Source organism: Bradyrhizobium sp. UFLA06-24, assembly GCF_054967145.1.
This window is the reverse complement of sequence record NZ_JADFUE010000082.1, coordinates 1-24,059: the sequence shown is the minus strand read 5'-3', so window position 1 is coordinate 24,059 and position 24,059 is coordinate 1. Positions and strand designations below refer to the sequence as shown.

Sequence of the window (24,059 nt, the reverse complement as noted above, 5' to 3'; positions counted from 1 at the left end):
GGTCACCGGCCCATCGATCGAAAAGAGCATCGCGCCGCTGCGCAGCTTCGTCGCGGAGCCGATGAGCTATGGCCGCCTGTTCCTCGCCGGCGATGCCGCCCATATCGTGCCGCCGACCGGCGCGCGCGGGCTGAACAGTGCTGCCTCCGACATCTATTATCTCTATCACGCAATGCTGGCGCATTATCAGCAGGGCGACGATTCCGGACTGAAGGGCTATTCCGCCAAGGCGCTGGCGCGGATCTGGAAGGCGCAGCGCTTCTCGTGGTGGATGACGATGATGCTGCACCGCTTCCCCGACCGCTCGGAGTATGAGGATCGGCTCCAGCAGACCGAGCTGGAGTACCTGTTCTCGTCCGAGACGGCGCAGCGATTGCTCGCGGAGAATTATGTGGGGCTGCCGTTCTGAGCGGTGGCTCGCTGTCATTCTCGAGATGAGACGAGTGGCGCTATTTTCCTTCCAGCGTATTCACCGGCGTCCAGTCGGGCGCCGGCGGATTCGCCGCCAGCGCCTGGGCACGCCTGGCGAAATATCGCGACGGCGGGTCGTCGCCGGCGGTGCTTTCGAATAGCTGGGCGGCTTGTGCGAAGTCCCGCGCGCGCCAGCACGCAAGTCCCTTGGCGTAAATTACGGCGTCGTTGCTCTGCTCCTGGGTTTCCTGGTCCTTGTTCGCAAGCGGCTCGTACACCCTGATCGGCTCGTCGCGACCGTGAACCCTGATGAGGTCCAGTTCGCGCCAGGCGTAGGCGCTGCGGCTCTGGTTCACGGTCATCTCGGACGCCATGATCACGGTGCCGAAATATTTGTTGGCGCCTTCGAGCCGCGAGGCGAGGTTTACGGTGTCGCTCATGACGGTGTAGTTGAAGCGCCGGCGCGAGCCTATGTTGCCCACCACGGCTTCCCCGCTGTTCAGCCCGATGCGTTGGGCAAGGCCGCGGCCCCGGAAGGCGGGATGGCTGTCGTTGAGCTCCTCGAGTCGGTCACGGCATTGCAGCGCGGCGGCGACCGCATTCCGCGCGTGATCGGGATCGTCGGCCGGCGCACCGAACATCGCGACGATGGAATCGCCGATGTATTTATCGACATAGCCGCCATGGCTTTCGATGATGTCGGTCATGGCGGAGAGATATTCGTTCATCAACGCGACCAGCTCGGCCGGCGTCATCTTCTCTGCAATCGAGGAGAAGCCGCTGAGATCGGCGAAGAACATGGTGATGTTGCGCATCTCGCCGCCGAGCACGGGCATCTTGCCGGAAGCAACCATGCTGTCGATCACCTCCGGCGCGAGATAGAACGCGAAGCTCTTGCGCAGGAAGCGCTCCTCGCGGTCGGCGATGACGAAACGGTAGCCGATCATCATCGCGAGGGCTGCAAGGCCCGCAAGCACGGGCTCGGTCAGGGGAAGTGCGATGGCGTGCACGAACGTGCTGACGGCAACAGCGGCGTAGGCGACGGTGAGACCGAGCCAGGTGATGGCTGCGCTGGTCGGAGCGAGCAGGCAGGCGGCAGTCGCAATGAGGGCCGCGAACACGATCGTCAGAATCAGCCGCAGCGGCAAGCCGAGCTCGGTGATGGCATCATGCTCGAGCAGATTTCGCACGGCCGTGGCATGGACGAAGACGCCGGCGACCGAGCTGCGCGCTGCTCGTGCGGCGATCGCAGGTCCGGGCAGGGCGCATCGCGCCACCGGCGTCCCGTCATAGCCGCGGGCCAAATGCATTGAGGTGAGCTTGCGGTCATCAAAGGTAAGAAGGCTGCCTAGCAACACGATCTTGCCGTCGAACGCGCGGCGGAAGAAGTCGGTATCTCCTTTTTCGACGCAGCCGCGCAAATCGGCGAAGGAATAGGTCGGGATGTCGCGGCCCATGCCGCGGAAGTTGAGTGTGACCGTATTGGGGACCGCGCTCGGAACCGCATAGTCCGACAAGCGCGTCACGCCGCCCGGTCCGGTCTCGGGCTTTGCACCGAGCGAGCGCGCCGCGAGTTCGACGGCCATTGCGGGCACCGGCCGTCCCTCGATGGAGAAGCTCAGCGGCATCCGCCGGATCACGTTGTCGGGGTCGGTATGGACGTTGAGCGCGCGGATGTTGTTCTTCACCGCCAATTGCTGCGCGCGATCGGGTCTGTCCGGATGGTCGTTGCTGAGAATCTCGCCGAGCACGAGCTTGCCGCTGTCGGAAAGCTTCCTGAGCGCGATCAGATAGTCCCGGTCAAATCCTTTCACACGGCTGCCGAACGAGGTATCGCCAAAGGGGATTTCCGACTGCTCGATCGAACTCGGAAAGATGACGTCGAATCCGATGACCGTGGCGCCGCCCTCGGTGATGCTGCCGAGCACCCGCCCGATCTCGCGGGTCCAGGTCTGCGTCGGCGATCCCTTGAACGGCGGGGTCTCGTAAGTCTCCCCATCAATCGCGACGACGACGACCGGCGATGTCGCGGGATCGCGGCGGTCGCCAACCAGCATCCAGCGCAACGCCGTGAGAATGTCGAGCGAGAGACCGTGCAGTCGCTCGAGGGGTGGAGACGTGACAGCCGCGCCCGCAACAAGCGCAATCAGGATCGCCGCAACGATGTCCCGTATGCCGATCCGCCGCATCGTTGTCGTCGCGGGTCTCTATTCGAGCCGCAGCAGCCGGCCGACGATCGGCGTCGGCGACGCGGTCGCGCTGGCGTCGACCTGAAAGGCGTAGCGCTTGTTGCCGAGCTTTGCGAGATAGCTGCCGCCCGGCGTCAGAGACTTGCCGGCTTTCGAAAGATCGTAGAACTTTCTGGCGACCATGATGTCGTTCTTCAGCGGAAGTGTAATTGTCGGTTCCTGGCCGTCGGTGCGTTCAATCACCAGCGTGCTGCCGCTCCTGGCTTGAATCAGGGGCGCGACTCCGTAGATCGTCGGCAGCTTGGCGGGGGCGTTGCCAGCATCGGCTCGCATGCTGCGGAACGTGGTTGCCGCGCTCTGGTTCGCCTCGCGCTCGGAGAGTTGCACGGCGTTGGCATCACACGGCACTTTGACGCGTTCCACGTTGCCGAGTTGTACAGTGCTCTGCTCCGCGCCGACCAGCACGACGCCTTCGGTGATGGTCTCGCGCAGGCAGGATTTGAGATAGCTGAGCGTGATGCCGCCCTTGGGACCCAGCTTGATGATCTTGCCGGGCGTCACATAGTCCATGAATTCGATGCCGGCGACCTTGCCCTGTACGTCCTCGACAATGGCGGCGGGTGTCTGCGCGACAGCCGGCGCGCTCAGGCAAAGCACGCCCACGACGGCGCCGATCAGGCTTCTCATGATTTTCTCATCCAGTTCGAACGATATGCGACTGATCCCCGCCCAGCGCGAGCCTAGCAGAAAAAGGCTCCAGGCGAGTGTGATCAGAATCACCCCTGGTATTGGTGCACCCTGGCGGGAACAGGTTCAAAGCTTTGATGGCGGAAAACCGCGCCTCGGCAAACGGTGAATGCATCCGCCTATCAGACGGCGGTGGTCTCCGGCGGGCGGCCCCGGTCCGGAGGCTCCCGGGCGCTACCATATTATAAAGGGTGCGAGGCAGCCTCGGAGTTTTGAAGCGGCGTCGCGCTCTGCCGGGGCGCGATGCCCAGCACCTCATCCCAGCGCGACAGAAAGGCTTCGACGCAGGCCGGGTCGAACTGCCGTCCCTGGTTCTCGATCAGATAGTCACGCGCCAAGTCCAGCGGCATCGGCTCTTTATATGGCCGTCGCGTCGTCAGGGCATCGAAGACATCGGCGACCGCGACGACGCGCGCCGCGATCGGGATCTCGTCCGCCCTAAGACCGTTCGGATAGCCGGTGCCGTCCCAGCGCTCGTGATGGCCCGCGGCAATCTGCGCACCGAGCTGGATGAGCTCGCAGCTGGAATCGGCTAAAATCTTTTCTCCGATCGTCGCATGAGTGCGGATCACTGCCATCTCGATGTCGGTCAGCTTGCCCGGCTTGAGCAGGATGTTGTCGGGAATGGCAACCTTGCCGACATCGTGCAGGGGCGCGGCGAGATAGATGTCCCGGCAGACCCGGGCGGGGAGGCCGAGCTGTTCGGCGATGATCCGGCTGTAGCGGGCGACCCGCAGGGTATGCTCGCCGGTGTCGTTGTCACGATATTCGACCGCGAGCGCGAGCCGCAGGATGATCTCTTCCTCGCGCTCGCCGAGCTTGCGTGTCGCGGCAGCGACCTCGCTGGCCAGATGCGCCGCGCGATCGTTGAGCTTGCGTACGGCTGCACCAAGCTGAATCAAATTCCGCAGGCGTACCGTCATTTCGACGCTTTGCGGTGCCTTGGGTAGGAAATCGGTTGCACCCGCCTGCAGCGCTTCCATCTTGACGTCGTCGGTCTGCCGCGACGTGATCATCGCGATCGGAATGTCGGTGCAGCCCGGCAGCGCCCGAAGGGCTCGGATGAAGCTGATGCCGTCCATATGCGGCATTTCATAGTCTACCAGCACGAGGTCGAAGACGCGTTCGCGCGCGCAAGCCAGCGCCTCGACGGGATCGAGGAACGTGGTGGCCTCGACGAGGCTGTTCGCTTCGATATGACGTTTCAAGAAATTGAGGACAGAGCGGCTGTCGTCAACCAGAAGCGCTTGGGTCAGCATCGGCGGCCGGACTCGTTCGGATGGCGAGGCGTGATCTCAATGAATAGCGCGGGCGATTTAACGCGGAGAAAATGCCCCGCCGCGGCAAACGATCGCGACCATGCATGAGATTTGAGCGGGTCGTGCACGTTTGCATGCATAGGCGAAGTTATCGAGATTGTGACCCGTAGTTGTACGGACCATCCCATTAGGGGTTTGCATACTCTCGTACCCGGATAGTCCCCGCAGGGGATTCGCGCCGTACGGGCAGCGGAGCTTCCAGTAAATTTGGGGGACGAATGTCGTCTGATGTCACTGAGCCGAAGTGGTCCCTGCGGCTGCCTGCGGATTGCAGCATTGCTGCGATCCGTGGGGTCTACGACCTGATCCGCGAAGCCTTCGGCCGGCAGGACCGGCTCGAGATCGATTGCTCGAGCGTCGACAAGGCTGACGTGACCTCAATTCAGCTTCTGCTGTCGACCGCCAAGACCGGCGAGGCCCAGGGCCGACCGGTGGTGCTCACGTCGTTCTCCCAGTCTCTGCGCAACACCCTTCGCCGCGCCGGCTTCGCCAGCGAGGCAATGATCGATCAGCATTTCCCGCAAAAGAGAGATGGCATCTAATGGCCACGATCCTCACGGTCGACGATTCCCCCAGCATCCGGCAGATGATCAAGGTCGTGCTCGAGCCGGCCGGTCACAGCGTGATCGAGGCCGGCGACGGTGCGCAAGGCCTCGCCAAGGCGCAGGCCGGCAAGCTCGATCTCGTCATCACTGACCTCAATATGCCCGTCATGAACGGGCTGGAGCTGATCAAGGCACTGCGCAAGCTGCCGAGCGCGGTCGGCATGCCCATCGTGTTCCTGACCACCGAATCCAACGACACGGTGAAGCAGGAAGCCAAGAGCGCCGGCGCGACCGGCTGGATTACAAAGCCGTTCAAGCCCGAGCAACTGCTCGCCGTCGTTGCGAAACTGGTGCGCGCATGAGTGCGATGGACCCGACCGAGATCTTCCGCCAGGAAGCGAGCGAGCTGTTCGAGGTTCTGGAAGGAGCCCTGCTCGACCTCGGTCAGCGTCCCGACGACCGCGAGCTGGTCGATTCCGCGTTTCGCGCCCTGCATACCATCAAGGGCTCCGGCGCCATGTTCGGTTTCGACAAGGTCGCCTCCTTCACCCACGAATTCGAGACCGCCTTCGATCGCGTCCGCAAGGGCGAGATCAGGCCGACCCAGGAGCTGATCTCGGTCGCGCTCGCCGCCAAGGATTATATCCGCGCGCTGATCGAGGACCCGCAGTCGACTGACGATATCATCGGGGAAGCCATCCTCGACGACCTCAAGCGCTTCGTGTCATCGGACCTGCCCGCCGCTCCCATCGTCGAGCTCGCGGAAGCGCCGCCGATCGCGCCCGTCGAAAGCAAGCAGGCCGGCTGGCATCTTTTCCTGGAATTCGAATCCCACATCCTGCGCAACGGCTCCAACCCGCTCGATTTGCTGGAAGATCTCTGCAAGCTCGGCCCGTGCTTCGTTGTGCCGATCACCGACGGTGTTCCGTTCCTCGACGAGATGGAGCCGGAAGACTGCTATCTGAAGTGGGACGTCAAGCTGCACGCGGCCTGCGACAAGGCCGCGATCGACGACGTCTTCATGTTCGTCTCAGACGAGATGAAGCTGACGCTTTCGCCGCTGGAGCATGTCGAAGCGCCCGCGCCGGCGCCGCTGTTCCAGCTCGCCGACGAGGAGCCCGCGCTGGCGGCCGAGATGCCGGCACTGGCCGTCGAGGCCCCCGTTGTCGAGCAGCCGGTCGCCAAGGCGGAGCCCGGGCCGCAAGCAAAGGCGGAAGTCAAAGTCGAAGCGAGGGTCGGACCCAAGACTGAAGCCAAGCGCGACGATCGCGGCATCGCCACCGTCCGTGTCCAGGCCGAGCGCCTCGATGAGTTGATGGACCGGGTCGGCGAGCTGGTGATCGCACAGGCGCGCCTGACCCAGCTCGCATCCGCGGGTTCAGATCTCTCGATCAAGATGATCGCCGAAGAGATCGAGCGCCTCGCCTCGTCCTTGCGCGATACCACGATGGGCGCGCGCATGGTGCCGATTGGTTCGCTGTTCGGTCGCTTCCGCCGCCTGATCCACGACCTGTCGCGCGATCTGTCGAAGCCGGTGGAGTTCGTCACCTCCGGCGAAGATACCGAGCTAGACAAGACCATGATCGAGTGCCTGGCCGATCCGCTTGTGCACCTGATCCGCAATGCCATCGACCACGGTATCGAAGAGACCGCAACGCGCGCTGCCAACGGCAAGACGGAGCAGGGCCGGATCGAGCTCGCGGCGGTGCATTCCGGCGCACAGGTACTCGTCACCGTGAAGGACAATGGCGGCGGGCTCAACACCGCCCGCATCCGCGCCAAGGCCGAAGAGCAGGGCTTGATCGCGGCCGGCGCCGTGCTGTCCGATCACGAAATCCACCAATTCCTGTTCCACCCGGGCTTCTCGACCGCACAAACCATTTCTGCACTCTCCGGTCGCGGCGTCGGCATGGACGTGGTGAAGCGCACCATCGAGAACATGCGCGGCTCGATCGACCTGTCGACCCGGCCGGGCCAGGGCACCACGGTGACGCTGCGCCTGCCGCTGACGCTCGCCATCATCGAAGGCCTTCTGATCCGCGTCGGCGAGGGCCGCTACATCATCCCGCTGTCGGCGGTGGAGGAATGCATCGAGCTGACCGCCGAGGATGAGCGGTCCCGCGGGCGCAACTTCCTCAACGTGCGTGGCAACCTGGTGCCCTTCCTCCGCCTGCGCGAGCTCATGTCGTCGTCGGGCACGCCTGATCGGCACCAGAAGACGATCATCATCTCGACCGGCGAAACCCACGTCGGTCTGGTCGCCGACCAGATTATTGGCAACCACCAGACCGTGATCAAGTCGCTCTCCAAACTGCATTCGGACGTCACGATTTTCTCCGGGGCGACCATCCTCGGCGACGGCACGGCGGCGCTGATCCTCGACGTGGCGCAGCTCGTCACGCTGGCGCAGTCGAAAGTCGAGAAGCAGCACATCAGCGAGGCGGCGTAATGACCGATGGTTTGGCGACGGAACACCAGTCCGGTGCGATGCAAGTCGTGATGATCGGCCTTGGCGAGGAGAAATTCGCGCTCGACGCCGGCCTGGTCCGCGAGATCATCGATCCTGTGCCGGTGACCAGGGTCGCGGGCGCCCGGTCCTTCGTTCCCAGCGTGATCAACGTACGCGGCAACGTCATTCCGCTGGCTGACCTGCGAATCCGCTTCGGCATGCCGCAGCTCGAAGATTCCGCCGAGACGCGCATCGTCGTCATTGAGATCGAGCTCGACAACGAACCCGTCCTGGTCGGCGTCACCGCCGACAGGGTCTACGAAGTCACGGAAATTTCGCAGACCGACGTGCAGCAGACGCCGCGCGTCGGCATGCACTGGAAGCCGGAGTTCATCCGTTTCATCGCGAAGTGGCGTGAAGAATTCGTCATCGTTCCCAACATGGAACGCATCCTGAATTGAGATTAGGGCTCCGCGAGGGGCTTAGGGGTAGGGGCTGAAGATGAGATTTACGGTCAAGGCAAAGCTGGCCAGCGCGTTCGGTCTGGTCATCGTGCTGTCCATGGTTGCCGGCGGCGTCGCCTATATGAAGCTCGGCGACATGATGGCGACCGCCGACAGCATGGTCCTGCGCGCCAAGCGCATGGAAAAGGCCACGGAAATCGAGAAGACGATCCTGCTTCAGCTCCGGGCGGAGAAGAACGCCATTCTGGGCAACGACGCCGAGGCCCAACAATTCGCCGCTGACGCCGCCAAGCGCCGCGAAGACGCACTGAAGACCCGGGACGAGGTCTATGCCCTCGCCAGCGAAGCGGGCAAGAAGCTGCTGGACGGCTTCTCGACCGCCTATACCAGGATGAACGCCTACCAGGAGGAGACGATCCATCTGGCGAGAACCGACAAGGCGAAAGCGACCGAGCGCTCGATGAACGAGGGCCGCAAGGTCGTCGCGGACGCGCTCGAAGCAATGGGCGCCTATGTACAAAACACCAAGAAGCAGATGGCCGATCAGGCCGTTCAGTCGAAGGAAGAAGGTCATCAGGCGCAGCTTTTGTTGATGACCCTCATCGGCATCTCGCTTGCGGCTGCGATCGCCGCGGCGCTCTGGATCTCGATCTCGATCAGCCGGGCGCTCGGACGCGCCGTCGGTCTCGCTGGTGCAGTCGCGGGCGGCGACCTCAGCCAGACGATCAACATTACCAGCAACGATGAGGTCGGTGATCTCGTCAAGTCGCTGAACGGCATGGTCGGTAAGCTCCGGCAGATCGTCGCCGAGGCGCTGACGGCCGCTCAGAACGTCTCCGCCGGCAGCCAGGAACTCTCCGCAAGCGCCGAGCAGCTGTCGCAGGGCGCCACCGAACAGGCCTCGTCCGCGGAGGAGGCGTCCTCGTCGATGGAGGAAATGGCCTCCAACGTGAAGCAGAACGCCGACAACGCCAACCAGACCGAGAAGATTGCGGCGCAGTCGGCCAAGGATGCGGAGGCCAGCGGTGTCGCCGTCGGCCGAGCCGTCCAGGCGATGCAGACCATCGCCGAGAAAATCACCATCGTGCAGGAGATCGCGCGCCAGACCGATCTGCTCGCCCTGAATGCCGCAGTCGAGGCCGCCCGCGCGGGCGAGCACGGTAAGGGCTTCGCGGTGGTCGCCTCCGAAGTGCGCAAGCTGGCCGAGCGCAGCCAGGCCGCGGCCGCCGACATCGGCACGCTGTCGAGCGAGACCGTGAAGGTCGCGCAGGAGGCCGGCAGCATGCTGTCGAAGCTGGTGCCCGACATCAAGAAGACGGCTGAACTGGTCCAGGAAATCACGGCGGCGTGCCGCGAGCAGGACGTCGGTTCGGCCCAGATCAACCAGGCGATCCAGCAGCTCGACAAGGTCGGCCAGCAGAACGCCAGCGCGTCCGAGCAGGTGTCCTCGACCTCGGAGGAACTCGCCTCTCAGGCCGAGCAACTCCAATCGACGATCTCGTTCTTCCGGATCGAGCAAGCCGGCCGTGGCGAGAGCGCTGCGTCCGCGCCGATCGACCGTGCAGTCACCCAGCTCCGCAACAAGGCGGGACAGATGCAGGCGGCGGACCGTGGTGCGAAAAAGCCCGCGGCCGCGCGCAAGCCTGCGCGGGCGCTGAAGGCTGCGGGCGGCGGAGGCGGCTTTGCCTTCGACATGGACGACAGCGAAGATGACCGCGACGCCGAGTTCCAACGCTGAGCACCGTTTAACCCATCTGACTCCGGACTTAGCAATGGCCGCAACCTCTCAATATCTGACGCTCGGGCTCGCCGGCGAGATCTTCGGCATCAGTATTCGCAATGTCCGCGAGATCCTCGACATGCGGCCGATCTCGCGGCTTCCGCACGCGCCGGGCTTCCTGCTCGGGATGATCGACGTGCGGGGCTCGGGTTATCCGATCGTCGACCTCAGGACCAAGCTCGGGTTGCCAAGCGTGGCGGCGACAGAGGCGACCCGCATCATCATTCTCGATGTACCGATGAAGGACCGTCTGGTCGGCGTCGGTTTCGTCGCCGATTGCGTGTTCGAAGTGACCGATATCGATGAGCAGGCGATTGAACCTGTGCCCGATGTGGGCGGTCAATGGCAGTCCGATTATGCCGCCGGAATCGGTCGGAAGGGCGAGAAGTTCGTCGTTATCTTCGATCTGGCCAAGCTGATGGCCCACGACGAGATACCGGAAGGTCGCGGCGCCGATGCATCGCGCGCCGCCTGAGTTCACTAGAGTAACGCGTGGTCAGGCTTAAGCAAACCCAATTCGAAACAACGAGATTACGATGAGATTTACTGTCAAAGCCAAGCTCGCGAGTGCCTTCGGCATCGTCATACTGCTCTCCATGGTCGCCGGCGGCGTTGCCTATCTGAAGCTCAACGACACGGTGAGCACCACGGGACACTTGTCGGCGCGGGCGGCGCGCCTGGCGAAGGTCGCGGAGCTTCAGGAGAGTGTTCTGCTCCAGGTGCGGGCCGAGAAGAATACGATTCTGGCGGCGACCGAGGCCGATCAAAACAACTTCATCAGCCAGATTGGGCAGCTCCGTGAACGCGCCCAAAAGGTCAAGGACGAAGCCTATGTCGGTGCAAGTGAAGCCGGCAAGAAGATGATCGATGCGTTCGCGTCGGCCTACGCTCATTCAAATACGGTGCAGGACGAAACGCTCAGGATGGCCAAGCAGGACAAGGCGAAGGCAGCCGAGCACTCGATGAAAGAGGGTCTTGGGGCCACGACGCCTGCCCTGAACGCCGCAAACGACTACATCAATTATGTCAAGAAGCAGATGGCCGAGGAGAGTGAAGCGGCCAAGGTCGAAGGGAGCCAGGCCATCATGACCTTGCTTGCCCTCGTTGCTGCATCGCTGGTCATTGCCGTTGTCGCCGCGATCTGGATTGCGCTCAACATCAGCCGCTCTCTGACGCAGGCCGTCGGCCTGGCGGATGCGGTCGCCATTGGCGATCTCAGTCACAAGATCGAAGCGTCCAGCAACGACGAGATCGGCGACCTCTTGAAGTCGCTGAACGCGATGACGGTCAACTTGAACAAGACGGCCGCGGTTGCCAATGCGATCGCGCAGGGCAATCTCACCATCGAGGCCAAGCCGCTATCCGACAAGGACACGCTCGGTCTCGCGCTCGAGCGCATGGTCGAGAAGCTCCGGCAGATCGTGTCGGAAGCTCTCACCGCGGCGCAGAACGTCTCGGCAGGCAGCCAGGAGCTCTCGGCCAGTGCCGAGCAGCTCTCGCAGGGTGCGACCGAGCAGGCCTCTTCCGCAGAGGAAGCCTCTTCCTCGATGGAGGAGATGGCTTCCAATGTGAAGCAGAACGCCGACAACGCCAACCAGACCGAGAAGATCGCGGCGCAGTCCGCCAAGGATGCGGAAGCAAGCGGTGCGGCGGTGGGGCGTGCCGTCAATGCGATGCAGACCATCGCCGAGAAGATCACCATCGTGCAGGAGATCGCGCGGCAGACCGACCTGCTTGCGCTCAACGCGGCGGTCGAAGCCGCGCGCGCCGGAGAACACGGCAAGGGCTTTGCCGTGGTGGCGTCCGAGGTCCGCAAGCTGGCCGAGCGCAGCCAGGCCGCCGCTGCCGAGATCGGCACGCTTTCAGGCGAAACCGTCAAGGTCGCGCAGGAAGCCGGCGCCATGCTGGCCAAGCTCGTCCCCGATATCAAGAAGACCGCAGAGCTGGTCGAGGAGATCACAGCGGCCTGCCGTGAGCAGGACGTCGGCTCGGCCCAGATCAACCAGGCCATCCAGCAGCTCGACAAGGTCGGCCAGCAGAACGCCAGCGCCTCCGAGCAGGTGTCCTCGACTTCGGAAGAGCTGGCCTCGCAGGCCGAGCAGCTCCAGGCGACGATCGCCTATTTCCGCATCGAGCAGGGCGGAAAGGATCAGGCGGCGGCGCCGATCGACCGGGCGGTGAGCCAGTTGCGCGCCAAGGCGGCGCACATGGCGGCGGCGGAACGTCCGGCCAAGAAGGCGCAGTCCAAGCCGGCACGGGCGATGAAGGCGGCCGGCGGCGGTGGCTTTGCCTTCGAGTTGAACGATCACGAGGATGATCGGGACGCCGACTTCCAGCGCTAGGAGTTTACGGATCGGCCTGGCCGGTTCGGCCAAGCCGATCCGTCTTCGGCTACAGTAGACGTGTAGGAAGCAATATGGTCGGTATGACCCGATATTCAGTGCAAGCGGTCGTTCCGGCCCGAGGCAGGCAGCTATGATGCCTGCCGTTCAGGATATGGCCGTGCATCTGTCGGACCGTCATTTCCGCACCATCGCCGAATTGATCGAAGGTCAGGTCGGAATCAAGCTGCCGCAAGGCAAGCGATTGATGCTGGAGGGACGCCTGCATAAGCGCGTGCGTGCGCTCAATTTCTCGGACCTCAACGAATATGTCGAGAATCTGTTCGAGGCAGATCATTTCGACAACGAACTCACCCATCTCATCGATGTGGTGACCACCAACAAGACCGATTTCTTCCGCGAGCCACAGCATTTCGAGTTCATGCGGGAGGTTGCCGTCCCGGAGCTGCTCAAGTCGCACAAGCGCAGGAGCGCGAATCTGAAGGTCTGGAGCTCGGCAAGCTCGACCGGTATGGAAGCCTATACCGCGGCCATGGTGCTGGACGACATGACGCGGAGCGGGTCGCGGTTTGAGTTCCGCATCCTCGGCACCGACATCTCGACCGCGGTGCTGCGCCTCGCCAAAACGGCGATCTACACCCGCGACGTGCTCGCCCCGGTGCCGGAGCAATTCGTCAAGAGGTACTTCCTGTCGTCGCGTGACAAATCGCGCGGCGAGGTGCGGGTGGTGCCGGAATTGCGGCGCATGACGCATTTCATGCGGATGAACCTCATGGATTCGTCTTATCCCGTTGACCGGGACGTCGACATGATCTTTTGCCGCAACGTGTTGATCTATTTCGACAAGCCGACGCAGCGAAAGGTCGTGGAACAACTCTGCAATCATCTGCGGCCGGGAGGATACCTGCTGGTCGGGCACTCGGAATCCATGATTCACAGCGCCGTTCCGGGTCTGAAGCAAGTTCAGCCAACCATCTTCCAGGTCTGATTGGGGGCGCGCTCGAGATGCCCAAGGAAAAGGTTCGCGTGCTGATCGTGGATGATTCGGCGTCGGTCCGCCAAATCCTTCAGACGATACTCAATGAGGATCCCGAGATCGAGGTGATGGGGACGGCGTCCGATCCGTTCGTCGCGGCGAAGCGTCTGCAGGACGAAATCCCCGATGTCATGATCCTCGACCTCGAGATGCCGCGCATGGACGGCATGACGTTCCTGCGTAAGATCATGGCGCAGCATCCGATCCCGGTGATCATCTGCTCCTCGCTCACCGAGGAAGGCTCGAACGTGATGTTCGAGGCGTTCGAGGCGGGCGCCGTCGACATCGTGCCGAAGCCGAAGATCGATACGCGGCAGGCGCTGCTCGAATGCTCGACACGGCTGCGCGAATCCGTGAAGTCGGCCGCGCGCGCGCGCGTGCGGCCGCGCGCCGAGCGGAGGGTGATCGAGAAGAAGCTGACGGCCGACGCCATCATCCCGCCGCCGGTGCAGGGCAAGGTTCGGCCGACGACGGAGCGCATCGTGTGCATCGGGGCATCGACCGGGGGCACGGAAGCGCTCAACGACGTTCTCGAAATGCTGCCGGCGAACTGTCCGCCCATTCTGATCGTCCAGCACATGCCGGCGGGCTTCACGGCTGCTTTCGCCAAGCGTCTCGACAGCATTTGCCAGATCCGCGTGAAGGAGGCGGAAGATCGTGAGCCAGTGTTGCCGGGCTGCGCGTACATCGCGCCGGGCGCCCGGCACATGCTGCTCCAGCGCATCGGTCTGCGCTATCAGGTCGCGATCAAGGATGGCCCGCCGGTGTCGCGGCATCGTCCCTCGGTCGACGTGCTGTTCCGCTCCGCGGCCCAGCATGCCGGCGCCAACGCGCTCGGGGTCATCATGACGGGCATGGGCGACGACGGCGCGCGCGGCATGCTGGAGATGCGCAAGCTCGGCGCCTCGACCCGGGCGCAGGACGAGGAAAGCTGCGTGGTGTTCGGCATGCCCAAGGAAGCCATCGCGCATGGTGGCGTCGAGAAGGTGGTCGCGCTGCACCAGATTCCGCGCGAGATCATGCACTGGTACCAAGCCGGGCACGTGGCGGCTGGCTGATCCGGATGGCTGCCACTCCCACCAGCATGTTGACTGATGCGATCGCCGCGGTCGAGGACGTCTCGTCGCGCATCGAGGACGTGTTTGCGCGCGTCGGCAACGAGCTCGGTCGCGGACACATCATCTTCAAGGAGCTGAATCAGGGCCTTGCGTCTCTGTCCGGCGAACTCTCCGGCGCCGAGATCGAGGGAGCCGCAACTGCGCTGCAGGAAATCGCGGCGCGGCTCGGCGAGCTGGCGCGCGCGCTGCCGGCCGAGAGTGCGCTGCTCGCGGTGATCGGCAAGAACACGACGGAGGCGTCTGCGCTGCTGAAGCCGCTGTTCAAGCACATCCAGATGATCACCATCATCGCGCGCAGCGCGCGGATCGAGGCGGCCTCGCTCGACGGCGATCGTGAGGGCTTTCTCGCCTTCACCCAGGAGGCCTACGATCTCGGCAAGGCCGTGCAAGGCTCGATCGAGGTTTGTGCGCGGGATCAGCAGCGTTTGTCGGAGGCGGTGGCCACTGCATCCGGCCGGCAGAAGGAGTTCGAGAGCCACTACGGCGATCAGCTGATCGCGGAGAGTTCCGAACTCGGCGCCGCCTATTCCGGCCTGCGCGACCAGCGCAGCAAGAGCAGTCATCTCGCCGACCTCGCCAGCGGCAGCACGCGGAAGATTGCCGAGGCGGTCGGCGGCGCGATCATTTCCTTGCAGGCCGGCGACAGCACGCGGCAACGCCTGGAACATGTCTGCCACGGCCTGCGCCTTTCGTCCGGCTCGGAGCCGAGCCTCGTTCCGGCGCCGCTCCCATGCGAAGACGGCGTGCATGCGATCGTGCGGCTGCAGGCGGCCCAGCTCAGGGACGCCCAGCGGGAGTTCGGCGGCGACATCGGCCAGATCATCCGGGCGTTGTCGGATATCCTCAATGATGCAGGCAAAGTCGTCGGTCACGGTCGCTCGCTGTTTGGCGGCGAGAACGGCTCCTCGTCATCGTTCCTGACCCGCATCAAACAGAGGCTGGCCCAGGCCTCGACCCTGATCGCCACCTGCGAGAGCGCCGGCCGGTCCGTCGACGAGGCGCTGGCGGTCGTCGAGGATACGCTGGCGAAATTCCGGCAAGCTATTGCGGGCCTGGCCGAAGCCACGGTCGATATCACGCTGATAGGAATGAACGCAGGCCTCAAGGCGAGCCATCTCGGCAGCCGCGGCAGCGCCTTCGTCGTCATTGCCAACGAGCTCAAGGCGACCGCCGACCAGGTCTCGGCCGGCGCCGGACGGTTGCGGCCCGTCCTTGATGGCATCGAGCGCTCCGCCAAGGAATTAAAGGAGCTCCGCGTCCAGGGCGATCCCACTCAGCTCGCCAACCTCGAGCCGCAGATCCTTCAGGCGCTGCGCGAGGTCGAGACCGGCAATGTACGGCTCGGCAAGCTGATGAGCCGGCTCGTCGACGAAGGCGCCGAATTCGAAGGCCTGTTGAATTCGGCGCAAGGCCTGATGAGCTCGCTCGGTGAGAGCTCCGCCACGTTGCCCGCCGTCGCTGCGCGGCTCGAGGCCGCAAGCGCAGGCACGCATCGACCGCGGCCGCAGGACGAGGCGCTGCTCGACGATCTCTTCGCGCGCTATACGATGGAGCGCGAGCGCGACGTCCATCGGGGTTATCTGCAGTCCCTCGGGCTTGCGTCGACCGCTGCCGCACGCCGCGTCGAGGTGATCGAGCCGGCCGATGACGGCATAGAACTGTTTTAGTTCGCCGCCGAAGTGGTCCATTCAGCGCCGGCAATTTGACGGATCGGCTTTGCACGGCGTTAACCGTTGCGAAATGCGCGGCGCATCGGTCATTGTCGCGCCCCAGAGTTGGTCGCAAATACGTATGAAATTTGCGACGGACATTCTTCATGCTGAGAGACGGCAAATACGCGGCCTGGTTCAGGACTCCGTACGCTCAGGGCACCGGCCTTGTGGAATTGGTCGATGGGCGGATCTCGGGCAGCGACAGCTTCTTCACCTATGGTGGCTCCTATCACGTCGATCAGCAGCGCTTCACGGCCGTCCTCACCGTGAAGCGGCATACCGCGGGCAGTCCGAGCGTATTCGGTCCCGATGAGGTCGAGGTCGATCTGACCGGTACAAGCGGCGGCGCAATGGCGACATGCTCGGGAACGGCGAGGCAAGCGCCCGAAATCAACTTCGAGGCGACGCTGATCTACAGCCACGACGAAGTCGTTCCAGCCGACGCCAAATGCGCGATCGTGAGGCTCAATGTCGACAAACTGCCCAAGGGGCTCGACGGCCGGTCGCGGCCGCGGCCTCCGATCACGCCCTCCAGGCTTCCCCCGTCCTGATCGTCGCGCGTCTTAGCTTTGCGTTGACGTTGTTGTCGCGAAAGGATGTGGCGACCGCAGTGCGGCAAGATTGCTTTTAGATGTGAAATCTAGGTTGAGGCTCATAACAAAAGGCGGACAGGGACATGCCTCAGATCTGGATGACATATGACGAATTCGCTGCGCTCAACGGCTGTAGTGCTGCGGAAGCAAGAGCACAGGCGCTGCAGCTGTCGCTCGATCGCCGCAAGAGCCGCGATGGAAACACCCGCGTCAAGCTGAATGCCGCCTTGATGGCGCGGTTCTACGAGACCCTTCGTGAGACCGAGTTCGATCTCGACCACGCGATCACGGCTCTCCGCGAAACCCATCGGTTGATGTCCGGGGTCGTGGTCACCAATCCGGACAGCCAGCTGCGCGGTCAGATGGCGAGGTAGGCAGCCGGAGCAATCCGGGCATCGCCTCGACGAAGCGAACGGGCGCGGCTCGGGTCAGGACGGCGCCCTTGGAAGAAACGCCAGAATTGTCTGGGCGAGAATGACTCCGACAGTGCCGCCGGCCGCCTTTTGCAGCACGTCCATGAATCCCGGATCGCGGTCGGGTATTAACGCCTGCAGCAGCTCGAGTCCGATCGCGACGGCGACCACGAGGGCGCAAGCCAGCCTCAGGCGTCCCGGCAGCAGGAACGAAAGCAGGAAACCGAGCAGGCAATAGGCGCTGAAGCGCTCGATGATGACGACCCAGTAGGCCTCGGCATGGCCAAGGAGCACCGGTCGTCCCGCCAACGTGGCAAGCGTGGCATAGACGATGAGACCGAGGCAGATCGCCGCTGCTGCGATGACATGGTTCCGGCGCATCGCGGCATCATAGCCGTTCGGCCGCAGTGCCGCTCCCGAAAGCCGAGAATATCGTTAAGACTCGCAGATTCCGGTCGCTGCGTGCCGGCACAGAGCTTGGAACGGGTGCGACCGGCATGTGCCGTCGCCAGGCCCGAGCTTCAACGACGATTGTAGGACCAGCCCTTGTCGACATTTGTGGGGTAGCGCGCCGCGAAGTACGGATTCTTCAGGCAGTTGCGCGCCGGATCATAGATCCAGTCGGCGCATTCGTGAAAATTCAGGAATCTGCAGTCGAAGCCAAATGCGCACCACGGTGCTCCGTTCGGAAATCCGAACCGCACAGGAACCTGCGCTGAGGCCATCGAGGACAAACTCAGAAACAATGTTACGGTGAGGGCGCGGGACAACATGTGCAATCCTCCAACAGACCATGAAGCTGACCGCGCGGCCGTTCTCCGCGAGACGGGGACAGCGTCCAGTCTTCGTCGCCGGTCAGTCTAACATCGGAGCGTGGGGAGATCGAGGGCGCTGAAGCGTCCCGATGCGCCGCATTGCGGCTGACATCCGCCTCTGGTGGCAGGAGGCGCATAGGTCCGCGCACTGTCGCGGGAGACCTTGCGAGCTGCCTTAGCTCTTCTTGGTGGCGCGGGACTTCAGTGAGAGGCCGAGCCGCAGGGCCATGCGCTTGATCGCGTCCGTCGAGCGACCGAGCTGCCTTGCCGCTTCTTCGATTGACGTCGAAGATTTGGCCAGCTCCATGAGCCGGCGGTCTTCCTTGAACGACCAGGGCTTCCGCGCCATAACCGAAATGATCCTCTCGCATTGTCACAACAGCAAAGCCGTCCAGCGGACCCATGTCGCTCGACGGCTTTGCTTGGGTGGGGCCGGGTCTTTTGGGGAAGCCGGTGCGGAGATGGATAAGCGATCAGCGAGACTTCGCAACAAACAACGCGGATTAAGCTAACCGCTCAACCTTAACGCGACGAAATCGGCGCCCAGCGCTCCGTACAAGTCCGGAGTTTCTCGAGATCGAGCCGATCCGCGCTGATCGCGATCCTCCGCTCGCCCCAACGCCACGTTGGGTCGGCGCAGGGCGGCCCCTCGATTGCGCCGAGGCCGCTCGCGGGATCTTCGCGTCAAGCAATGCGATATTTTCTCGCAAGAGTTGCAATCTCTCGAATCAAATCGGGCATCCGCGCGATGGCATCGTCGGAAAAATTGTTCCGTCGCTCGATGCTGCATGCAATGCCGATTCAAAATGCGTTGAAGATCGATGTCCGTAAGGGCGCGAATGAGCGGCGACTGCTTCTCGACTTCATTCGTCACGAGATCGTCGAATTCGTTCGGCTATGATCCGGCGAACGATACGAATAGAAGAAGATCGACATGCTTGAAAAAACACTGTCAGAAAAGCCTCTAGCAAAGATGAGAGAGCGGGCGTTCGAAGGTGTCTTTCTCGGGGTTGCGCTGATCGCAATGATGGGGTGGGCGTATTTCGTCATCCTGTTGGCAGTCAAATTCTTCTTTTGGCTGGTTGGGTGATGCGAGCGATTACGAAGCACGCACGCTGCTGCCCAAAAATTCCCGTCGGTGACGACAAAATCAGCGGCCACCATCACGATCTCGACACAACTCGAAGCTGAGATCGTTGCACCAAATCGAGACGGTCGACAGGAGAACTCGCGGTGGCAGCGGTTCAATTGCCTCTGCTGCGCGTGTTTGAATGGGATCTGCGATCGGGCGCCCCGTCGAAACCAAAAAGAGGTTCGGCCATGAGTGGTTTCAAGGACAACAATGCGCCGCGGCGGTACTTTGTCGATGCGGTCGGCAAGCGCGTTCTGATCGGTCTTACGCCCGAGGAGACCTTCGAGTTCGAGCGGCTCGACAGTGAACCGGAGGGCGGTCGAACTCGGGCAATGCGGGGCGAGCACGATGGCCGGCCTGCTCCCGGCGAGGAACGCTGGCTGGAGTTATATGCCAAGCACGAAGGTGCGTGGAAAGTCTGGATGACGCAGAGCCGTGTCGCTCGGCCCGATTTCGCGTCTACGGCAGAAGCCTAGGTCCACTCTTCGAAGCCAGGCGGCGCAGGAAAGAGTTTCGCCAGCATATCCAGCCCCATTCCGCGCGCCTTCACATCCAGGGCATGCCGGGCGATGACGTGCCTGAACTTCCATTCTGGGCCGGAAAATTGATCCGCGTCCCAGATCTGCGGCTTGGGACGTCCGTCCAGGCCGCGAATCCAGACGAAGAAGAGTTCGTCCATCCGCTTGCTTATCTCTGTTGCGGTTCGAGGCGGCCGGCTGGGCGCCAATGTCTGGCCGGACGACAGGACCGCGAGCGGCCGATCGATCCCCTATCCCAAGCCGATGCGCTTCTGCTGATAGCCGCGATCGAGAATGGCTTGCCACCATTGCTTGTTGTCGAAGAACCAGCGAACCGTTTTGGCGAGACCGCTTTCGAAATTCTCGTCAGCGCGCCATCCGAGCTCGCGCTCGAGTTTCGAAGCATCGATGGCATAGCGGCGATCGTGACCGGGACGGTCGGCGACGAATGAGATCAGGCCGCGCCGGGAACCCGCTGCGCGCGGCGACATCTGGTCGAGCAGATCGCAAATGCTCTCCACGACGTGCAGGTTGGTGCGCTCGTTCCGTCCGCCGACATTGTACGTCTCGCCGATCGCACCGCGCTCGAGCACCAGTGCGAGCGCCTTGGCATGATCCTCGACGTAGAGCCAGTCGCGGATGTTCTGACCGTCGCCGTAAACCGGCAGCGGCTCTCCGGCGAGGCCCTTGATGATGATGTGGGGAATGAGCTTCTCGGGAAAGTGATAGGGCCCGTAATTGTTCGAGCAGTTCGTCACCATCGTCGGAAGGTCGTAGGTCTCACGCCAGGCGCGGACCAGATGGTCGGACGACGCCTTGCTCGCCGAATAGGGCGAATTCGGTGAATAGGGAGTGGTCTCGGTGAAATATCCGTCCTCGCCGAGCGAGCCGAACACCTCGTCGGTAGAGATGTGGAGGAAGCGGAATTGCGCGCGCCCGTCCGGGCTCAACGTCCTCCAGTATCGCAGCGCTTCCTGCAGCAGCGTGAAGGTACCGACGATGTTGGTCTGGATGAATTCGCCGGGACCATCGATCGAACGATCGACATGGCTTTCTGCCGCGAGGTTCATCACGGCGGCGGGCTGGTATTTCTCGAACAGCTTGCGAAGAGAGGCCGCCTCGCAAATGCATTGCTTCTCGAATGCATAACGCGGATTTGTCCCGGCGTCGGGGATCGACTCGAGATTGGCGGCATAGGTCAGCTTGTCGATGTTGACGACGCGCGCCTGGGTGTCGCGGAGAAGATGACGCACGACTGCGGAGCCGATGAAACCCGCACCGCCCGTGACGAAGATCGTGGAGCCTTTGAAGCGCATGGATGATCTGCCTCAGTCGTGTGCGAAAGAACGGGCCACCGATTGCAGATACTGGCCGTAGCTGCTCTTGGCGGTCTTCTCGGCGACCTTCGCGAAGGCTTCGAGAGAGATGTAACCGCGCCGCAAGGCGATTTCCTCGGGGCAGGCGATGCGCAGTCCCTGGCGCTGTTCCAGGATCTGCACGAAATGACTGGCTTCGACCAACGAGGCGTGCGTGCCGGTGTCGAGCCAGGCGAAGCCGCGTCCAAGCACTTCGACGAACAGATCGCCGCGGGCAAGATACGCATTGTTGACGTCGGTGATTTCGATCTCGCCTCGCGCCGATGGTTTGATCTCGGCTGCGATGTCGACGACGCTGTTGTCGTAGAAATAAAGGCCGGTCACGGCCACGTTCGACTTCGGCTGTTTGGGCTTCTCCTCGATCGAGCGCGCGCGCCCGTCAGCACCGAGTTCGACCACGCCGTATTGTTCGGGCGAGTTGACGACATAGCCGAAGATCGTGGCGCCGCTCTTGCGTGCCGCAGCCTTGGCAAGCATCTCCGGAAGCCCGTGGCCGTAGAAGATGTTGTCTCCGAGAACCAGCGCGACGGAATCCGATCCCACGAATTCGCGGCCAACGATGAATGCGTCGGCAAGACCGCGAGGAGTTTCCTGGGTGGCGTAAGAGAAGTTGACGCCGATCTCGGCTCCATCGCCGAGCAAGCGCTGGAACAGCGGCTTGTCCTGCGGCGTCGAGATGACGAGAATGTCGCGAATACCAGCGAGCATCAATGTCGAGAGCGGATAGTAGATCATCGGTTTGTCAAAAACCGGGAGCAATTGCTTCGACACAACTGTCGTGACGGGATAAAGGCGCGAGCCAGTTCCGCCAGCGAGTATGATTCCCTTCATCGGTCCCTCTGGTTTACCAACCTTTAAATATCAGATAGTGTGCGCTGCACAAGATCGTTGTGTACGCGGAGCTGAAGTCGCTGGAATGAACGTTATCAAGACAGATCTGCCCGAAGTTTTGATCATCGAGCCGAAGCTCTTCGGTGATCAACGCGGCTTTTTCTTGGAGACCTATCAATTCGAGCGTTACGCGCAGAGCGGGGTTGCGCAGCCGTTCGTTCAGGACAATCTGTCACGCTCGCGACATGGAGTGTTGCGCGGGCTGCACCTCCAAAATCCTTTCACGCAGGGCAAGCTGGTCTCGGCGCTGCGCGGCCGTGTGTTGGATGTTGCTGTCGATGTTCGCATCGGCAGCCCAAATTTTGGGCGTCATGTTGCTGTCGAATTGAGTGAGGACAATCGCCGGCAATTGTGGGTTCCTCGCGGCTTCGCGCATGGCTTTGCGGTTCTCTCCGAGACCGCTGACTTCTTCTATAAATGCGACGCGCTCTACAGCCCGAAGGACGAGATCTCCATTCGCTGGAACGACCCGGCGATCGGCATCGAGTGGGGTCTCGCGGCGCCGTCGCTGTCGCCCAAGGATGCTGACGCTCCCTTGCTCGCGGATGTGAAGAATCTCCCACGTTACGGGGAGATCTGAGATGAGAGTTCTGCTGACCGGCTCTGCGGGACAGGTGGGCCGAGCTCTGCTTCCGCTGCTTCGCGAGCGGGCCGATGTCATTGCGCCGTTGCGAGACCAGTTCGACCTGTCGCGACCGGACGAGCTTGCGGGCAAGCTTGAATCGATCAAGCCGGATCTGATCGTCAATCCCGCAGCTTATACCGCCGTCGATCGGGCGGAAGACGAGCGAGAACTCGCTTTTCGGATCAACGCGGAGGCTCCGCGTGCGATCGCCCAATGGGCCGCACCGCGCGGCGTGCCGTTGATACACTTCTCGACCGATTATGTTTTCGACGGCTCCGGTGATCGTCCCTGGCGCGAAGACAGCACGCCGGGTCCGCTCTCGGTCTATGGCCAAAGCAAGCTCGCCGGGGACCTTGCCATTGCCGAGGCGGGTGCCTTGCATGTGATCGCGCGCACGTCATGGGTGTACGCCGCGTCAGGTGCGAATTTTCTCAAGACCATCGTGCGGCTCGCCGGAGAGCGCGAGCAATTGCGGATCGTCGCCGACCAGATCGGTGCGCCGACGACAGCGAGCACGATTTCGCAAGCGATTGTTGCAATGCTGCCGTTGGGTGGCGATGGCCTCCGCAAGACGTTCGAGCAGCGAGGCGGCGTCGTCAATCTGGTCTGCGCGGGCGAGACCAGCTGGCACGGCTTTGCGACTGCGATCGTTGTCGGGTTGCAATCGCGCGGCGTCAAACTCGCCGTGAAGGAAATCGTTCCAATCCGTTCGGACGAATTTCCGGTCAAGGCGAAGCGGCCGTCCAATTCCCGTCTCGATCTGACGCTGCTGCGTGAGCGCTTCGGCATTGCGCCGCCGGACTGGCAGCAGGCGCTTGATCGGGAGTTGGATATTTTCCAGGCGACGATCTGAACGGTGGTTCACAAGGCGGAGCCGGAGCGCAATGTTCCGCGGCCTTTAAGCTTTGTTAACCATCCCAGGCCCATTTTCCGGCCTGGCGCCTCGAACCGGAAATGCACGCATGTTTCAGCTCTTCTTGCGGGCCCGCACTCCCAATTTCCTGAAAGACCGTTTCGGGGGAGAGCAGACATTTCGCGCGCGTTCGCCCGAGCGTGATGCGGAGACTGATCGCACGCGCATTGAAGCCATCATGGCTGCGATCGAGAACGCGCTGCAGGCCGCGGAGCGGGAGCAATCCGGCTTGAACCGCCGCGTGGAAGACGTGTTGGCGCGCGCAGCCGTAACCATCGGCAACGGCGATGACGAGTATCTCGAGCGCGAGGCGCTGGATAATCATCACCAGGACCTGTTCGACAAGGAAATCCTGAACGGCCAGCGCAGGCTCAAGGAGCTCACGGCCTCGATCGCTCATTTCAAGTTCCTGAAGGCGGCGATGCTCAGTCGGTTCCCGGAATATCGGCCGCCGGCGAGCCAGACCAACTGAGGCGCCCGCGCGTCGCTAGATCGCGAGCATGCTGTTGCCCTGAATCGACAGCAGCGTCAGGTTGCCGGTGGCATAGGCTCCGGTATCGATATTGGCGCGGTTTTCGAGCAGCTCGGCCTGGCGCACCGGCGTATGGCCGTGCACGACATATTTCCCGAAGCGCTTCTTGCTCTGGAGAAATTCGTCCCTAATCCACAGC

At 62.7% G+C, this 24,059-nt stretch carries 27 protein-coding genes and 1 pseudogene; 18 read left to right on the top strand and 10 right to left on the bottom strand.

Annotated features, from left to right (window positions below; all coding sequences use genetic code 11):
• The coding region (locus IF809_RS34385) for an FAD-dependent monooxygenase (RefSeq protein ID WP_462839761.1) at positions 1-409 on the top strand (409 nt) is incomplete at its 5' end.
• A 40-nt stretch (positions 410-449) separates the two neighbouring features.
• Here IF809_RS34385 and IF809_RS34380 read toward each other — a convergent pair.
• The 3 genes from IF809_RS34380 to IF809_RS34370 all read right to left on the bottom strand — a co-directional run bounded on the left by IF809_RS34380 (position 450) and on the right by IF809_RS34370 (position 4,606).
• Complete coding sequence (locus IF809_RS34380; protein WP_462839760.1) at positions 450-2,600, bottom strand: CHASE2 domain-containing protein; 2,151 nt, start codon at positions 2,598-2,600, stop codon at positions 450-452.
• Positions 2,601-2,618: 18 nt separating this feature from the next.
• Complete coding sequence (locus IF809_RS34375; protein ID WP_453980259.1) at positions 2,619-3,287, bottom strand: hypothetical protein; 669 nt, start codon at positions 3,285-3,287, stop codon at positions 2,619-2,621.
• Between the two features lie 242 nt (positions 3,288-3,529).
• Complete coding sequence (locus IF809_RS34370) at positions 3,530-4,606, bottom strand: HD domain-containing phosphohydrolase (protein ID WP_462839759.1); 1,077 nt, start codon at positions 4,604-4,606, stop codon at positions 3,530-3,532.
• A 278-nt stretch (positions 4,607-4,884) separates the two neighbouring features.
• Here IF809_RS34370 and IF809_RS34365 point away from each other — a divergent pair, with 278 nt between their 5' ends.
• The 12 genes from IF809_RS34365 to IF809_RS34310 all read left to right on the top strand — a co-directional run bounded on the left by IF809_RS34365 (position 4,885) and on the right by IF809_RS34310 (position 17,079).
• Positions 4,885-5,208, top strand: coding sequence for an STAS domain-containing protein (locus IF809_RS34365; RefSeq protein ID WP_128968003.1), 324 nt, complete (start codon positions 4,885-4,887; stop codon positions 5,206-5,208).
• Positions 5,208-5,573: a response regulator gene (locus IF809_RS34360; RefSeq protein ID WP_092300982.1), complete on the top strand. Its 366-nt coding sequence runs from the start codon at positions 5,208-5,210 to the stop codon at positions 5,571-5,573. Before IF809_RS34365 ends, IF809_RS34360 begins: the two co-directional genes overlap by 1 nt.
• Positions 5,570-7,660 carry a chemotaxis protein CheA gene (locus IF809_RS34355; protein WP_462839758.1) on the top strand — a complete coding sequence of 697 codons (2,091 nt, stop codon included), beginning with the start codon at positions 5,570-5,572 and terminating at the stop codon, positions 7,658-7,660. Before IF809_RS34360 ends, IF809_RS34355 begins: the two co-directional genes overlap by 4 nt.
• Positions 7,660-8,121 carry a chemotaxis protein CheW gene (locus IF809_RS34350; RefSeq protein WP_128968001.1) on the top strand — a complete coding sequence of 154 codons (462 nt, stop codon included), beginning with the start codon at positions 7,660-7,662 and terminating at the stop codon, positions 8,119-8,121. The genes IF809_RS34355 and IF809_RS34350 overlap by 1 nt, the downstream gene beginning before the upstream one ends.
• Before the next feature lie 40 nt (positions 8,122-8,161).
• Entirely contained in the window at positions 8,162-9,862 is a 1,701-nt protein-coding gene (locus IF809_RS34345; protein ID WP_462839757.1) for a methyl-accepting chemotaxis protein, read from the top strand.
• Between the two features lie 34 nt (positions 9,863-9,896).
• Positions 9,897-10,379, top strand: a complete 483-nt coding sequence (locus IF809_RS34340) for a chemotaxis protein CheW (RefSeq protein WP_128969459.1) — start codon at positions 9,897-9,899, stop codon at positions 10,377-10,379.
• A gap of 61 nt (positions 10,380-10,440) precedes the next feature.
• Positions 10,441-12,246, top strand: coding sequence for a methyl-accepting chemotaxis protein (locus IF809_RS34335; protein WP_462839756.1), 1,806 nt, complete (start codon positions 10,441-10,443; stop codon positions 12,244-12,246).
• A 133-nt stretch (positions 12,247-12,379) separates the two neighbouring features.
• Entirely contained in the window at positions 12,380-13,234 is an 855-nt protein-coding gene (locus IF809_RS34330) for a CheR family methyltransferase (RefSeq protein ID WP_462839755.1), read from the top strand.
• Positions 13,235-13,251: 17 nt separating this feature from the next.
• Complete coding sequence (locus tag IF809_RS34325) at positions 13,252-14,340, top strand: protein-glutamate methylesterase/protein-glutamine glutaminase (RefSeq protein ID WP_128967997.1); 1,089 nt, start codon at positions 13,252-13,254, stop codon at positions 14,338-14,340.
• 5 nt (positions 14,341-14,345) lie between these two features.
• Complete coding sequence (locus tag IF809_RS34320) at positions 14,346-16,067, top strand: chemotaxis protein (protein ID WP_462839754.1); 1,722 nt, start codon at positions 14,346-14,348, stop codon at positions 16,065-16,067.
• 149 nt (positions 16,068-16,216) lie between these two features.
• The gene (locus IF809_RS34315; protein WP_462839753.1) at positions 16,217-16,663 is read left to right on the top strand and encodes a hypothetical protein; all 447 of its coding nucleotides are present in this window, start codon (positions 16,217-16,219) and stop codon (positions 16,661-16,663) included.
• A gap of 125 nt (positions 16,664-16,788) precedes the next feature.
• Positions 16,789-17,079: a hypothetical protein gene (locus IF809_RS34310; protein ID WP_453992726.1), complete on the top strand. Its 291-nt coding sequence runs from the start codon at positions 16,789-16,791 to the stop codon at positions 17,077-17,079.
• 54 nt (positions 17,080-17,133) lie between these two features.
• Here the strand turns inward: IF809_RS34310 and IF809_RS34305 are convergent, their stop codons facing one another.
• From IF809_RS34305 to IF809_RS34295, 3 genes are all read right to left on the bottom strand, one after another.
• Positions 17,134-17,499 carry a VanZ family protein gene (locus tag IF809_RS34305; RefSeq protein WP_453992725.1) on the bottom strand — a complete coding sequence of 122 codons (366 nt, stop codon included), beginning with the start codon at positions 17,497-17,499 and terminating at the stop codon, positions 17,134-17,136.
• A 140-nt stretch (positions 17,500-17,639) separates the two neighbouring features.
• On the bottom strand, positions 17,640-17,891 hold the full coding sequence (locus tag IF809_RS34300; protein WP_128967992.1) for a hypothetical protein: 252 nt from the start codon (positions 17,889-17,891) through the stop codon (positions 17,640-17,642).
• Between the two features lie 217 nt (positions 17,892-18,108).
• Positions 18,109-18,282, bottom strand: coding sequence for a hypothetical protein (locus tag IF809_RS34295; protein ID WP_164938847.1), 174 nt, complete (start codon positions 18,280-18,282; stop codon positions 18,109-18,111).
• Positions 18,283-18,867: 585 nt separating this feature from the next.
• Here IF809_RS34295 and IF809_RS34290 point away from each other — a divergent pair.
• Together IF809_RS34290 and IF809_RS34285 are read left to right on the top strand one after the other, a co-directional pair.
• Positions 18,868-19,023 (top strand): hypothetical protein, encoded by a 156-nt coding sequence (locus tag IF809_RS34290; protein ID WP_453980247.1) that lies wholly within the window; start codon positions 18,868-18,870, stop codon positions 19,021-19,023.
• A 143-nt stretch (positions 19,024-19,166) separates the two neighbouring features.
• Positions 19,167-19,541, top strand: coding sequence for a hypothetical protein (locus IF809_RS34285; RefSeq protein ID WP_462839752.1), 375 nt, complete (start codon positions 19,167-19,169; stop codon positions 19,539-19,541).
• Here IF809_RS34285 and IF809_RS34280 read toward each other — a convergent pair.
• The 3 genes from IF809_RS34280 to rfbA all read right to left on the bottom strand — a co-directional run bounded on the left by IF809_RS34280 (position 19,538) and on the right by rfbA (position 21,790).
• Positions 19,538-19,744, bottom strand: coding sequence for a hypothetical protein (locus IF809_RS34280; RefSeq protein ID WP_128967990.1), 207 nt, complete (start codon positions 19,742-19,744; stop codon positions 19,538-19,540). The two genes, IF809_RS34285 and IF809_RS34280, sit on opposite strands and share 4 nt — an antisense overlap.
• A gap of 90 nt (positions 19,745-19,834) precedes the next feature.
• Complete coding sequence (gene rfbB, locus IF809_RS34275; protein WP_462839751.1) at positions 19,835-20,899, bottom strand: dTDP-glucose 4,6-dehydratase; 1,065 nt, start codon at positions 20,897-20,899, stop codon at positions 19,835-19,837.
• Positions 20,900-20,911: 12 nt separating this feature from the next.
• Positions 20,912-21,790: a glucose-1-phosphate thymidylyltransferase RfbA gene (gene rfbA, locus IF809_RS34270; protein ID WP_128967988.1), complete on the bottom strand. Its 879-nt coding sequence runs from the start codon at positions 21,788-21,790 to the stop codon at positions 20,912-20,914.
• Between the two features lie 85 nt (positions 21,791-21,875).
• On the opposite strand from rfbA, the gene rfbC reads away from it, so the two are divergent.
• The 3 genes from rfbC (at position 21,876) to IF809_RS34255 (ending at position 23,860) form a co-directional block, all read left to right on the top strand.
• A complete protein-coding gene (gene rfbC, locus IF809_RS34265; protein ID WP_128967987.1) occupies positions 21,876-22,430 on the top strand; it encodes a dTDP-4-dehydrorhamnose 3,5-epimerase in 555 nt (184 codons plus the stop codon).
• A gap of 1 nt (position 22,431) precedes the next feature.
• Positions 22,432-23,328, top strand: coding sequence for a dTDP-4-dehydrorhamnose reductase (gene rfbD, locus IF809_RS34260; protein ID WP_462839750.1), 897 nt, complete (start codon positions 22,432-22,434; stop codon positions 23,326-23,328).
• A gap of 109 nt (positions 23,329-23,437) precedes the next feature.
• Positions 23,438-23,860 carry a hypothetical protein gene (locus tag IF809_RS34255; protein ID WP_128967985.1) on the top strand — a complete coding sequence of 141 codons (423 nt, stop codon included), beginning with the start codon at positions 23,438-23,440 and terminating at the stop codon, positions 23,858-23,860.
• Between the two features lie 15 nt (positions 23,861-23,875).
• Here the strand turns inward: IF809_RS34255 and IF809_RS34250 are convergent.
• Positions 23,876-24,059 (bottom strand): annotated as a pseudogene (locus tag IF809_RS34250) (serine/threonine protein phosphatase); the annotation flags it as partial.